The organism is Pontibacillus salipaludis, assembly GCF_014642405.1.
Classification (GTDB): domain Bacteria; phylum Bacillota; class Bacilli; order Bacillales; family BH030062; genus Pontibacillus; species Pontibacillus salipaludis.
The window spans coordinates 125963-140161 of the sequence record NZ_BMIN01000008.1 but is presented as its reverse complement, the minus strand read 5'-3'; the positions used below and the strand labels follow the sequence as shown (position 1 = coordinate 140161).

Annotated in this window: 10 protein-coding genes; 4 read left to right on the top strand and 6 right to left on the bottom strand. The window is 45.3% G+C overall.

From position 1 onward, the window contains the following. Positions 1 to 1249: 1249 nt before the first annotated feature. On the bottom strand, positions 1250 to 1918 hold the full coding sequence (locus IEW76_RS10710; RefSeq protein WP_188653653.1) for a type 1 glutamine amidotransferase domain-containing protein: 669 nt from the start codon (positions 1916 to 1918) through the stop codon (positions 1250 to 1252). Between the two features lie 194 nt (positions 1919 to 2112). Here IEW76_RS10710 and IEW76_RS10705 point away from each other — a divergent pair, with 194 nt between their 5' ends. The 4 genes from IEW76_RS10705 to IEW76_RS10690 all read left to right on the top strand — a co-directional run bounded on the left by IEW76_RS10705 (position 2113) and on the right by IEW76_RS10690 (position 6353). Further along, positions 2113 to 2820, top strand: coding sequence for a winged helix-turn-helix domain-containing protein (locus tag IEW76_RS10705; RefSeq protein ID WP_188653651.1), 708 nt, complete (start codon positions 2113 to 2115; stop codon positions 2818 to 2820). Positions 2821 to 2991: 171 nt separating this feature from the next. Continuing rightward, positions 2992 to 4317, top strand: coding sequence for a copper amine oxidase (locus IEW76_RS10700; RefSeq protein WP_188653649.1), 1326 nt, complete (start codon positions 2992 to 2994; stop codon positions 4315 to 4317). A 101-nt stretch (positions 4318 to 4418) separates the two neighbouring features. Further along, positions 4419 to 5432 carry a class F sortase gene (locus IEW76_RS10695; RefSeq protein ID WP_188653647.1) on the top strand — a complete coding sequence of 338 codons (1014 nt, stop codon included), beginning with the start codon at positions 4419 to 4421 and terminating at the stop codon, positions 5430 to 5432. 222 nt (positions 5433 to 5654) lie between these two features. Continuing rightward, positions 5655 to 6353, top strand: coding sequence for a phosphatase PAP2 family protein (locus tag IEW76_RS10690; RefSeq protein ID WP_188653645.1), 699 nt, complete (start codon positions 5655 to 5657; stop codon positions 6351 to 6353). Between the two features lie 987 nt (positions 6354 to 7340). On the opposite strand, the gene pelG is transcribed toward IEW76_RS10690, so the two are convergent. From pelG to IEW76_RS10665, 5 genes are read right to left on the bottom strand one after another with little or no spacing between them, the layout of a single operon-like run. Then, positions 7341 to 8795, bottom strand: a complete 1455-nt coding sequence (pelG, locus tag IEW76_RS10685; RefSeq protein WP_188653643.1) for an exopolysaccharide Pel transporter PelG — start codon at positions 8793 to 8795, stop codon at positions 7341 to 7343. Continuing rightward, entirely contained in the window at positions 8776 to 10197 is a 1422-nt protein-coding gene (gene pelF, locus IEW76_RS10680; protein ID WP_188653641.1) for a GT4 family glycosyltransferase PelF, read from the bottom strand. Before pelF ends, pelG begins: the two co-directional genes overlap by 20 nt. Beyond that, positions 10194 to 12029: a DUF2194 domain-containing protein gene (locus tag IEW76_RS10675; RefSeq protein WP_188653639.1), complete on the bottom strand. Its 1836-nt coding sequence runs from the start codon at positions 12027 to 12029 to the stop codon at positions 10194 to 10196. The genes pelF and IEW76_RS10675 overlap by 4 nt, the downstream gene beginning before the upstream one ends. Next, positions 12026 to 12955 (bottom strand): tetratricopeptide repeat protein, encoded by a 930-nt coding sequence (locus tag IEW76_RS10670; RefSeq protein ID WP_188653637.1) that lies wholly within the window; start codon positions 12953 to 12955, stop codon positions 12026 to 12028. Before IEW76_RS10670 ends, IEW76_RS10675 begins: the two co-directional genes overlap by 4 nt. Next, a complete protein-coding gene (locus tag IEW76_RS10665) occupies positions 12948 to 14183 on the bottom strand; it encodes a hypothetical protein (protein WP_188653635.1) in 1236 nt (411 codons plus the stop codon). Before IEW76_RS10665 ends, IEW76_RS10670 begins: the two co-directional genes overlap by 8 nt. Positions 14184 to 14199: the final 16 nt, after the last annotated feature.

Below are 14199 nucleotides of genomic sequence, written 5' to 3'. Positions count from 1 at the left end.
CCTGTTTCTTCTCATCTTGAGCCAGTAGGACGTAACTTAAGCCAGTTCTCCCCCTACTTGAGCCAGTATTCCTTGACTTGAGCTGTTATTTTCTCGCCTTGAGCCGTTTTCCTAAAATCTTGAGCCGATTCTCTTCCCTCTTGAGCCGTTCCAGCACAACTTGAGCCGCTCCCGTCCCCGGTTGAGCCGGTATCCACTAACTTGAGCCAGTAAGCTTAAAATCAGACCTCTCCAGCCTGAGTAGTGCACTGACTTGAGCCGGTTTCTTCTCATCTTGAGCCAGTAGGACGTAACTTAAGCCAGTTCTCCCCCTACTTGAGCCAGTATTCCTTGACTTGAGCTGTTATTTTCACGTCTTGAGCCGATTTTCTCAAATCTTGAGCCGGTTCCCTTCCCTCTTGAGCCGTTTGAGCACAACTTGAGCCGCTCCGCCCCCGGTTGAGCCGGTATCGACTAACTTGAGCCAGTAAGCTTAAAACCAGACCTCGCCTGCCTGAGTAGGGAGCTGACTTGAGCCTGTTTCTTCTCATCTTGAGCCAGTAGGACGTAACTTAAGCCAGTTCTCCCCCTACTTGAGCCAGTATTCCTTGACTTGAGCTGTTATTTTCTCTTCTTGAGCCGATTTTCTCAAATCTTGAGCCGGTTCCCTTCCCTCTTGAGCCGTTCCAGCCCAACTTGAGCCGCTCCGTCCCCGGTTGAGCCGGTATCCACTAACTTGAGCCAGTAAGCTTAAAACCAGACCTCGCCTGCCTGAGTAGGGAGCTGACTTGAGCCGGTTTCTTCTCATCTTGAGCCAATATAACGTAACTTAAGCCAGTTCTCCCCCTACTTGAGCCAGTATCCGCTGACTTGAGCTGTTATTTTCTCTTCTTGAGCCGATTTTCTCAAATCTTGAGCCGGTTCCCTTCCCTCTTGAGCCGTTCCAGCCCAACTTGAGCCACTCGGCCACCGCTTGAGCCACTAAGCCCCCACTTGAGCCGCTCCGTCCCCGGTTGAGCCGGTATCCACTAACTTGAGCCAGTAAGCTTAAAATCAGACCTCTCCAGCCTGAGTAGTTCACTGACTTGAGCCGTTTGAGCACAACTTGAGCCGCTCCGCCACCGCTTGAGCCACTCGGCCCCCGCTTGAGCCGCTCCACCACCACTCGAGCCACTACACATCCACCTCAACGCGCCTCACCACATCACACCAAACAAAAAAAGCTGCAAAGGTCTCTAGACCTTTGCAGCTTCAAATCACTACATCTATTTTAGAATTCAACTAGCGCCTCAATGACTTTCTGTGCTGTGCTTTCAGATGACATTGGGTTTTGACCGGTTACGAGTTTGCCGTCGCGGACGGAGTAGTCACTCCAGTCTTCGCCACTTTCAAATTCTGCGCCTTGTTCGCGTAGTTTGCTTTCAAGTAAGAATGGCATATTGTCTTCTAGTTCCATGCCACGTTCTTCTGAATCTGTGAAGGCGTTGACTTTCTTGCCTTTCACGATTGGAGTGCCGTCTTCGTACGTTGCGTTGACAAGTCCAGCTGGTCCGTGACATACGGAGCCGATTACTTTGTCATTTTCAGCCATTTGTTGAAGGGCATATTGCAATGTTTCGCTATCCGGGAAGTCGAACATCGCGCCGTGGCCACCTGGTAAGAAGATAGCGTCGTAGCCTTGGTCAACAATGTCTTTCGTTAATTCTTCTGTATCTTCAAGTTGTAGACGTGCTTCTGTCCATTTCGGCGTGTCCTCTTCAGGTACACTGTTTGGATCTAGCTCGACTTTACCTCCTGAAATAGAAGTAACGCGTACATTGTAACCCTGTTCTCTGAACATATTGTAAGGGGCTGCGAATTCTTCTAGCCATAAGCCTGTTTTATGTTGATCAGTTAATTTAGTGTGATTGGTCACGACCATTAGTATATCTTTAGACATGATTGTTCCTCCTCTAAAAATCTTAATACTTTTATATCGTCTCACATCCTCCTCTATACCCTCTTCTTCTCAAAATTACTCATTTTTCACCAAAAAATTTTTCTATTCGATTTGCAACAGGCGCTTAAAACCCATCTATTGGCGCTTGCAAAATTCCTCGAAAACCTTCATATTTGAGGAAAAGGAGGCCGAAAATGCGACACGACATACAACAAAATGAACGAGCGTTTTCCACGAAAGAAGTGGCCGAAGAAGTAGGAATCGCTACCACGACCGTACGTCGATATGGCCAAATCCTGGAACGGAACGGTTATGAATTTTTTAAAGATGGCGACAGACGGATTTTCGTAAAATCAGATGTGGAATCGATTCGCGCGATCAAAGAAACCTCCCTCACCCAAGATGAAGCAGCCCAGGAGGTTGTAGCGAAACAAAAAGAAATGTTAAGCGGTTATAATGAACGAACGATCGCGACGGCAGGTACATATAATCAGAATCTATCAGATCCGAAGCAGACTCAGGAATTGTTGCAACTTCTTGCGACTGAACTAGCAGCCTCTCGTGAAATGAATGTGCAGCTTAAGCAAGACATGGATGATTTGAAGACGACTGTCTCCCGCCTCCAGCAAGACCACCATGTGATTAGTTCAGGTGTGGGAAACTTCTCTCAAAAGACCCATACGAAGATGGATAAAATGATTGAAGAACAGAAAACTCAATATGAAACATTACTCGAACAAGAACGCGAAAAAAGCGAAGCCTTACAACAAGAACTTCGACAAATCCGCGAAGACCAGCAAAAGGAATGGGAAGCGCAGAACGCATTTAACCAGCAACTTGAAGTAACGGTAAAGAACTCTAAAAGTCCTTTAGAGCGATTGCTTAATTTGTTCCGTAAGTAATTTATCCAGACTTCCACATCAGGCGATCGCCCACCTGAGCAGGGAGTCTTTTTTATTTTTTTAGATTTTTTTCAAAAACGGGTGATCCAAATCGATCCCTCTCTCGATCGCTATGTGAAAAGAAAAAACAAACCCTCACATACACAACTTTAAAAAGGAGAGAATCGATTTATGAAACTATTGAAAAAAGTATTTGCACTGACGATGACCTTACTCCTTCTCGTGCCATCGGTATCCATGGCACAAACGAACTCAGGACCAACGGCTAAGACGCCAGCTGCGGACTTGCGAGCAACGCTCAGTCAACTTCTATCCAATCACTTTGTCTATCAAACGATTTCTATGACGAAAACATACGACGGCGCTGAAGATGTTGAGGCGGTTAATGAGGCGCTTGAACGAAATGCGAATGATTTAACGAAAGCCATTGAATCCATTTATGGAAAAGAAGGCGCTCAGCAATTCGAGGAAATCTTTGACTCTCAGTACGAGAATACACCAGGGCTTGCTGAAGCTGTAAAGAATGGAGATAAGGAAGCTGCGGAGCAAGCAAAGCAACAGCTCAACCAGGAATTCCCGAAAGAACTGGGGAACTTCTTAAGTGAAGCAACTGGCGGTAACCTGCCTGCTGACACGGCAGAAAAAGTATTACGTGCCCACGAACAAGATGTACAAGATGTTTTCAACGCTTATGTTGAAGGGGACTATAAAAAGGCCTATCAAACATTCCGCACCGGATTTGATCGCATGTTTGATATCAGTAAAGCACTATCTGGTGCAATCGTAACCCAGAACAAAGAGCAATTTAATCACACAATGGTCGATACAAAAGCGGCTGACCTTCGCTCGACTCTAAACCAGCTTGCTTCTGAACACTTTGCATTGGCGACTTTAGAGATGCAAAAAGGGTACGACCAAGCTGAAGATTATGACTTCGTAACATGGGCTGAAGATCAGCAAACAGCCGATTTCAAAGCAGCTATTGAATCCATTTATGGAGCAGAAGCTGCTGATCAGTTTGAGAAAGTGTGGCAGAAAGATCACATTGCAGCTCAATCGCAAGTGGTAGCAGCCACCCTTCAGGACAATGGAGATGAAAGAAAACAAGCTGAGGAGCGTTTGAAAGCTTTCTCTCAAGAATTTGGGATGTTCTTATCTCAAGCAACGGAAGGAAAACTTCCAGAAGACAGAGCGAAAGAGACGGTTTGGATGCATGAAGAAGATGTGCTTATGACATTTGACCACTATGTAAATGGAGATTATACGTCCACTTACGAATCATTTGATAAAGGATTCGCGTTCATGTACAACGTTGGCGAAACGCTAAGTGAAGCCATTGTGAAGCAAATGCCAGATACGTACAAAATGATGCCATCTGAAATGCCAGATACAGGACTTGGCACGAGCGAGCAAACTGGCTCAACTTGGATTTGGGTCACCTTCTTAAGCCTCGCTCTTCTATCAGGCGGCGTGCTAGCGACTAGAAAGCGTGCATAGTCCCTACACAAAATCGGATTTCTTGAGGGGCCATTCGCCCCTCTTTTTTTCCGTTATGCTATCCTTTTACTAAATAAGTAACAAAAAGAAAGGTGATGGGTATGAAATGGAAGGTTTACTTTGGAATTGTAGGCATGGCTTTCCTTCTCCTTATCGGCTATGAAAATGATGTGTTCGCCAACCTTCTTAATCAAGAGAAGCAGATGGAGCAGGGAGAAGAAGTCGAACAGGTAACAAATGTGGAAGAATCGTCGTATTTAAACGAGGAAGAGGATAAACAGAAAGACCCGCTTGCGCAGGAGTTTACGGTCCTGAATAAAGCTGAAAGTATGAATTCTTCAAACGTGAATACGGATGATCCTAAGGAGCAAGAAGACCAAGGAATTGTTCCAACTCACCTGTCGATCCCAGCTATTGACGTGGATACAGAAATTGAGGAAGTCGGCATTCTCGACAACGGCCAAATGGGAGTACCAGACAGCACGAAGACGGTTGGCTGGTTTGAACCTGGTACGAAGCCTGGCAACACTGGTAATTCCGTCATCGCAGGGCACGTCGACAGCTACAAAGGCCCAGCTGTTTTCTTTTATTTAAAAGATCTCCAAAAAGGCGATGAGGTGACGGTTACAGACAAAAACGGCAAAAAGCTAACGTATGTCGTCAAAGCTTTGGAGAGTTACCCGTATGACAATTCCCCAATCGAAAAGATTTTCGGTACGACCGATAAGAAGCGACTGAATTTGATTACCTGTACCGGAACCTTCGATCAGGAAACCAATAACCATTTGGAACGCTTGGTCGTCTATACAGAACTGAAAGAAGACGAGCAGCAAACGAAGGAAAAAGAAGTGGAGAAAGAACTAGAAGCTCCTGAGAAAGTCGAAGTAAACGGAACATTCATAACGTGGCATGCCGTGCGTGATGAAGATATCATTGGCTACCGCGTCTACCGTAGCGCTGACGGGGAAACGTTCGAGAAAGTTGCGAGTGTATCTTCTTTTGAACGAAAAAATTACACAGACCCTGATGCGTCAGAGTTTACGTATTACGTCACCGCCGTTGATGAAAGCGGAAATGAATCGAAGCCATCGAAAAAAGCAACAGCTGCCGAATAACCAAAAAGCCCATCCCTTTTAAACTCTCCCCTTGTGGAGAGTTTTTTTGTTCGTAAGAAGGCTCTTCTCCTCATTCAAACCAATGATTTAAAGTCAGGACTTCTCATTCCGAAGATTGACGAGATGTTTATGATCCATAGCCTCTCCACACGTTTCACCTTGAGCCCTCAAGGGTATTTTGATGACATCCCCAATTCTAACAAACCGATAAAGGAGGTTATTATGCACAAACCTATACTACTATCCGATCGAGCCAAACCATCTGCCTTGTGGGGTCCTGCACTTTTATTAGTCCTTATCTTTCTCTCATCGATTTTCATTATTGGTGAGATGGCGATGGCTTCAGGAAAATTGTCCATTGATCAGTGGGCATTTGATGTAGCAAATCAAGCTCCATCTTGGATCACTTCCGCCATGCTTTCAGTCACAAAAGCTGGTTCTGTCCTTTGGCTAAGTGTCTTGTCCGTTCTTACCCTTCTCTATCTACTATTCTTCTCCCCATTTAGTCGGTGGGTTGGAGTATACTTTGCGGTGAATATGATTGGCGTTAGTTCGCTTACAAAACTGTTGAAGATCTCCTACAGCCGCGAACGCCCTGAACAGACGCAATACGCAGGCGAGTCATCAAGCTTTCCTAGCGGTCATACATCAGGAGCGGTCGCCTTTTATGGATTTCTTATTTACCTCATTTCGATTAGCCACCTATCCAGCATGACGAAATGGTCGTTGAACATCGTCCTCACCCTCTTCATGCTCGCAATCGGGATCAGCCGCATCTTCGGTAGCATTCACTTCTTCACCGACGTCCTAGCAGGCTTCGCCATCGGATTCGGATGGCTGATGATTTGTATAGCAGGAATTGAGATTACATTGAAAAAACGTAAACAACAACAAGCATCAGAAACAAACGTCCAGGCTTAGAGGCCTGGGCGTTTTTTGGTGGTGATTGGAAGGAGACGCGTGGTGGGCTGCGGGCGTGACGCGCGAGGCGAGCGGGGCGGGGCTTGAGCCGTTACGCACAAACTTGAGCCGGTTTCTCGCTAACTTGAGCCAGTTCCCCTTCTTTTCGAGCCGGCTCCGGCCAACTTGAGCCTCCTCTTGCATGACTTGAGCTCTTATTTTGAGCTCTTGAGCCGTTATTTTTCAAACTTAAGCCGGTCTGCTGTGAACTTGAGCCGTTATGCCCGATATTGAGACATACTTCAAAGCCCCGCCAGATTACCAGCGGGGCTTGAGCCGTTTTCCCTTTAACTTGAGCCAGTTCCCCTTCTTTTCGAGCCGGTTCCGGCCAACTTGAGCCTCCTCGTGCATGACTTGAGCTGTTATTTTGAGCTCTTGAGCCGTTATTTTTCAAACTTAAGCCGGTCTACTGTGAACTTGAGCCTCTACGCGCGAACTTGAGCCATACTTCAAAGCCCCGCCAGATTACCAGCGGGGCTTGAGCCGTTTTCCCTTTAACTTGAGCCAGTTCCCCTTCTTTTTGAGCCGTTTCTGTCCAACTTGAGCCTTCACGTGCATGACTTGAGCTCTTATTTTGAGCTCTTGAGCCGTTATCTTTCAAACTTAAGCCGGTCTACTGTGAACTTGAGCCGCTACGCGCGAACTTGAGCCGCTATGCCCGATTTTGAGCCATACTTCAAAGCCCCGCCAGATTACCAGCGGGGCTTGAGCCGTTTTCCCTTTAACTTGAGCCAGTTCCCCTTCTTTTCGAGCCGGTTCCGGCCAACTTGAGCCTTCCCGTGCATGACTTGAGCTGTTATTTTGATCTCTTGAGCCGTTATTTTTCAAACTTAAGCCGGTCTGCTGTGAACTTGAGCCTCTACGCCCCAACTTGAGCCGCTCCACTCAAACGCCAGCCGCCCCCCCCCAACTTGAGCCGCTCCACCCAAACGCCAGCCGTCTTCTCTCTCAAAGAACCCGAATCCGGTTCAACCGCTCTCCGAAGCGCCCGAACCAGTCTCCTCCCTTATGCTCGGCGGGTCTGCAAAAAGTGTAATAATCGACTTCACGAAGGAAATAAATCAGACGGGCGCCTGCAAACAAAAAGGCGGTGGTGGATCCTAATGCAAAGCCGACTCCGTACCAGTCAATTCCTTTAGAGAGGAGGAGCCATGTGAATCCACCATTCAGAGTAAAGAACAGGCCACTCGTCCACACCGCCCCTTTTTGATCATCGAAATACAACAGAAGCAATGTGATGACAAGAACCATGGCATTCGAGAAGGCGCCGATTGTCGTAATCCTGAAAATTTCACCGATTTCAAGGTCCATTCCTACCCGGGCTACGAACCAGGCAGAGAACAGGATTGCCATGAAGGAAACGACACCTTGACTACGAAGAAGCCGGGCCATTTCCTGACGCAGTACGTGATTCATTTTATCTTTAGCTCGCTCTATTTGCTCATAGGTTCCGCCTTGGTTAATAAAGCCGTAAAAGGTTCGGTATCGTTCGTAGAAGCGGGTTTCCACCGAAACTACGAAGATAATGAGCGTTGGAATAATCGTTAAATAAGACCAAAAGATTGCCGTATCATAAAGGCGGTTGGTAAGAAACGTGTCAGCAACGATTGTTCCGCCTTCCCCAAACCATATGATCCAGTTGCACACCCAGATGCCTGCATTGTATAAGAATCCAGCCCCAAATAAAGCAGGGAACCGATCATAATATTCCAAGAATGAAAACTGATTCTCCCTATTTCGATTTGGGAAGGTAATTAGCATGGCAAATACCAATCCAAAGAGCGTCATTACCATACCTAACGTAAAACCGAGAAGCATCAGAAGTGACATAGATATGCGAAAAGATTCGGGGACTAGAGGAATAAGCAAAATAGACAAAACCCCGACCACCCCACCGACCAGGAAACTGTAGGCTACCGCTTGATAATACTTGGCTGCACTTAAGAATATAAACATTACCCAAATCAGGTTAAGGGTCATAAACAATGTCAAAAGAACAAGCTTATAACCTAAATGAAGAGGAGAGTAAAATACAAACGCTAGCCAGACTATTAATGAGAGAAGGACCGTTATTTTACTAACCCCAAGGAAAGTAGGGAAGATTCGATCATACAATTTTTCATAAAATAAGTCCGCGACGTAACGGGTGACAATTAAGTGTTGAATGCCTAGGATGACTTGGGAAAAGATAAAGCAATACGCAACAGACAATGTGAAGAGCTCCCGTTCAGCAAGCTCGATCCCCGTCAGGCTGGAGGAGAGCCACTGGATGAGTGTAATCGCTGTAATGACAATCAGCCATGGCCCCGAGGATACAAGTCCAGCAAAAGCATAGGCTTTGAATCTAGAAGAATAGTAATCTTCTTGAAAAAGCTTTTGTAATTTAAACCCGATGCCCGCCATAAGCTGACCTCCCTGCGCGATAAAGTTCGCGGTACTGATCGATCATATGGTGTTGCTGATAAAAGGCTGCCACTCTCTTTCGTCCGTTTTCACCGAAATGCTTACGCTCCTTCTCGTAATCCATAAGCCACTCAATCCGATCTGCCACTAGATCAGGATGAACAGGTGGTACGACGAATCCTGCCGGGCCAAATGGATCATCTTCTCTTCCATAAATCAGTTCAGAACATCCGCCGACATCTGTAACGACATAGGGAAGACCTGCTGACATCCCTTCTAACACAGCTAGTGGTTGCCCTTCTGAGATACTCGTTAGTACACCAATATCAAAGGTCGGCAAGTAATCTGCAATGTCGACTTTCCCTACTAGCTTCACCATGTTCTCGAGCCCATTTTGCTTGATAAAGAGACGGCATTTGTTCGCGTAATCTTCATCTTCATCGAGCGGTCCCATTAAGATCCACTCAAACAAGCGACCACGCTGCTCTAAAATTTTGGCAGCTGTAATCATCGTTTTCACGTCTTTGATGGGGACTACCCGGATAATCGCACCGATACGAAACGGACGCTGTTCTTCTGACACAGGTAACTGAGAGAGCCTGTCGTAATCGACTCCATTTGGAATAATGGCTGTCTTCTCCGGATCTGCTCCAATCTCATGTTGATGGTGTTGATTTTTATCAAACAAGGTGAGGATACTGCTTGCTTCCTTATAGGCTTGCCTTGAAAGGTGATGAAAAAAATCAATCCAATGCTTCTTATAGAAGGAAGGAATCCAAGAAGCTTTCAGAATCTCTTCCTCTCGCTCTCTCGAATAAATTCCATGTTCGCTTACATAAAAGGGGATGTCTTGACTCTTTGCCATGTAAGCTCCAAGTAAGCCGGCATAGCCTGTTGATGCACTGTGGACGATGTCGACCTTAGGGAGTTCTTGTTGTAAAAGTCGTAGAACAGGTTCAAACATTCCCCGCCACATCCATAAAAAATCAATAAATGATCCCTTATTCGGCTCATGTTCATAGCTTTTTTTCACCGTTTCATAAAAGGTGCGACTTGCGAAATAGCGTTCGCTTGAAGGAATTACATCCCCCATGACGAATAACGCATTCGTATTCACTTCTTCGAACATTAGCCATTTTTCAAGCGAATCAATGTCTTCGTCCTCTAAAACGACTCGCCTCTTCCTTCCTTTCTTTGGTGCTTCATTAAGGGTCAGGTTCTGAAGTCCTATGACATTTGGAGGCAACCGGTATTGCATGTCCTTTTCTGTATAAACAGTTGGGTTAATAGCAATGATTACAAATTGATGATTCGGCATTTGTCGAACCATCGTATGCACCCAACTCGCCACACCACCACTTACATAAGGGTAGCTTCCCTCAACAATCATACCGATCTTCATGATACCTCCTCCTTCATCTTAAGCGTGACAGATGGTTCACGAAGCGTTACAATATACAAGTTTGATGAATCTGGCATAACTTCCACTTCTCCAAATGAGAACGCTCCAGTCTCAAGGTGCTGACCGGAATTGAGGCGTACGAGAGCAATAGATGGATGTAACATATCTTCACCTGTAATGGTGATTGCATCTTTTTCGTACCGCACGTCAATGTTCGATTGTTGATAGGCGATTAGCTTTTCCCGAGCTTCTTGCTGTGTCAGGCTTTCTAAGTAAGGATAGTAAGTGGATAAGAAACGGTACATCCCTTCTAGTCCTTCTCGCATTTCCTCCCAGCTTCTTCCTTTCGCACGGTCTACATCCGTACGGTCATCTGGGTGGATAAAGTGGGAGAATACTCCTTGGTTTGCGATGGCATCCGTTAGTAAGAAGTAATCTTCCGACGTGTCCCCATGCCCACTCGCGGTTCTTGGAAAGTGATAAAGGCCCGCGTACGATTGATCAAAATCAAATTCCTGAATAAACGATTCCCCCTCTTCCGCACCGAAATAAAGGGAGGCGATAACATTCACAGAAGGCAATGACTCCATAAGCGCGTCTAATCCTGTCGGGCCTAATATGTTCGAAGGCGGGACATAGGACTGAAACGCTTGATCAGGAAAATAATGATGGAAGAGCTCTTCAGTTTGATTTAACTTCTTCTTCATAATCGACTTACGCTTCCAAGGAACGTATTCATGCCCCTCATCAACAGGGATCCCATCTTCCTCAACGACTAATGGCTGGTGATTGTACCCGTGTAAAGCAAGCTCCCCGCCTCTATTTAAAATTTGACGACCGTAGTAAACCATTGGAAATTCACGGAGCTCGATTAACTCCTCTGCCCCTAACCGCTGACGATCTTCATATGTGCCGATTAACGCACCCGTATAGATAAGATCATACGTTTCTCGAAGCTCCTCCACACTTTCCCACCAAACGTCTTTCACAAATTGCCCGTACCCCATATTCTCTACCGTTCCTTCTTTAATTGGGGAAGGGAAATCATCCAGGTAACTTACTTTGATTCCAGCCTGGTGCATGACAAAGGAAGGGGGCAAAAGGGATAAAGACTGAAGGACAAGTCCTCTGGCTTCTTTATCTTTTGTAATGGTCGTATTCCAATAGCCAACTTTCCCTTTACCATAGTCGAATGTCCACATGACAGGGTGGTCCTGCACGGATAAATAAAGGTCTGCCTCTTCTTTTAATGTTATATCTAATACACTATGAGAAAATAGCGCGTTTTCTGATGATAGATTGGGGTAACCTGGGAATAATGATTTCTCAAACGTAAGCCCTTTTTGAGTAGATTGGATAAAATCATTGGCATCATCGATTCCTACTAAATCATTCCACGCCTGCTTCACCCCTCCATATCGTAAAGCGACCATCAGACGCCCTCCCTGATCTACGAAGGACTCTATTACCTCATAAGGCCATTCTTTCGCATGTTCTCCGGCTACGATAAGAATATGGTATGGACTTGGTTCAAGAGAAGAGAGGTCTTCCTTCTTTATTTCTCTGAATGGGATTTTCGCATATTGGAGCGCATAGCGAATATTTGATATAGCTGCCTTGGAGTCAATGCTATCGTTCTCTAGTAAACTAATCGTTATTGGTTCTCCACTTCGTTCCTTCATCTCAGTTCCCATAGTAGGGAAGTGTTTCTCTTCTTGATTAAGAAGTGGGAACATGGAATAAATCGCTGTTACCCTTCCCCACTGCAGCACAACAACACTCAGCAGGAGGACTAGAATAATTGCGGCAAATGTAGAGCGAATGTTTCTCACGTTACGTTCCCTCCTAGTACATGTAGAACAAATCGATCTTCTTCGGATAAGTCTATTAAGTCGAGAGTTTCTTGACTCAACGCAATTGTTTGTTTAATCCCCGACCAATTCCCCATTTCATAATAGACGCTAATAAGCTTGGTATAGCCTTTTGGATAAGTGGGGGATTGCTCCATTAATTGCCTATAATACCCCGCAGCCTCCTCCAGATCGCCAAGGCGCTTACTACAGTCTCCAAGTCCTTCATAGATCCAAGGTTCTTCCGGGTACAAAAGGACGATCGAGAGCAAGAAACTTAACCACATTTGTTCTTTTTGCTTCCGTACGATTGAAGTAAGTACGTCACTATGAATATAGCGAGCGTAGGTTTGATGAAGCTGCTTCAAGGATTCAAGGTCCCTTGATTGAGCCTGTTCTTTCGCCAAAGCTAACTCCCGCTCATATTGGTCAATCAGCGTGTTCATAAGTGTTGCTGAATAGTGAACGGTTTCATGATCTTCATTTAGCAATCCCATCCGCAAGTACTTCCCCTGATGGTTGACCCCCTCTGGAATATATTGCAGGATAGAGTTCTTCCGATTTGCAAATGTTCCAAGCGTTAGCGATTCTGAAAGGGGCAAAAGATCGACACTTCGTTTGGCTTCATGTCTCACAGGCTCAAGGTTCAGGACTTCATAGCTTACATATTCATCATAGTCTTCAAAGATCTTCTCACTTGTAAAACGCTTCGCTAAAAACCAAGCCAGAAACCCAAACAGTTCTCCTACTATAGGCATAAAACAGCTAACCATTGAAACCCAAACCACCACTGCTTGCTGATCTTCCCGAAACCGCCCCTTGAGCAGAACTGTTAGGATAACAACTACAACGGCATGAACGAGGAAAAAGACCACCCACATCCAAGGGGATAACAAGAGGTCAAGCATTGTACACGACCCCTTTCATCCTCAGTACCTGCTCAATACGTGGGAAAATCACATCACGGGCTGATGGGTCTGTACCAGGGAATAAAAACCACAATTCATTCTTACCCGCATCGTATCCTAAGCGGTCAATTTCACGAATGTGAGAACGAATCATCATCTCGGCTTCGATGATCGGCACCTCGACAGTTGACTTCAAACGAATTTTGCCTATTAAATAAGGTAGCCTAAACTCTTTAGCCTTCTTTTCCTCCATTTCTACAAGCTCGTTAAAGAATTGCTTCTTATAAACGCTCGTACCTGAGAACATCTTCGGCTTTTCTTTTTCTTGTTGAAGATTATAGGCTTTTTGTAAACGGCTCGACATCCAATCCAAAACGAGAGAAAGGACTTGCATTTGATGCGCCGTGATGGAATGAAATTCAACATCCTCTAAAACAACAACTTCTTTAATTTCCCCTTCGTACATAAGCGGAGCGAGAAGTACTGGAGAATCTTCAGGGTCCTCGACATTCCGAATTGTGATCGTTTTCCCCTCAAGCATACGTTTGAACATTGAAGAAGTATCCTCGATTAAAATCGATTGCTTAAACCGGTTCTTCTCATCTTGTCGAATAAGAAGACGAAGTGCACGCTGAGACTGGTCCACGTGGTAGATCGCCATTTGCTTAACTTTAAAAACTTCACGAAAGACATTTAAGGCCTCACTTCGAATGAGCTCTGGGTGGTCCTGATCGAGCGCGATCCCCACCTGGTAAATCCGCGACAAGGAATGATCTGATTCCAACACTTTCATTTGCAACATACGCTGTGTACGCTCTAGTAGTTCAACTGTATCTTTTAAATAATGATTCTCATCTTCTGTCTCTTCTTTATGAAATTGAAGACTTTCATATTTCTCTCTATAAGAAGTACTGAATAATCCAGCAATTAAAGCAACGAAAAGCAACCACAGAAATGCACTTAATGATTCTGTTTCATAAAAGAGCAAGAGAACATCTTCCCCTGTGACCCAGCTGAAAAAAAGGCGATACACCGCCACGAGTAAAAAGGCTAACACCCCTATAGATAACCCATAACGCAGTGCAGCGAGAAGAACGAATAGGAACAATATTTCCGGTACCGAGGAAATGATTTGCCCTTCTATCACTAAATCTAAAAGGACAATAAGCGCCCATACCCCAACTACTTCCACCAATTTCAACCACAATCGGTCTTGTTTATAAAACATCCCCTCACCCCATTTA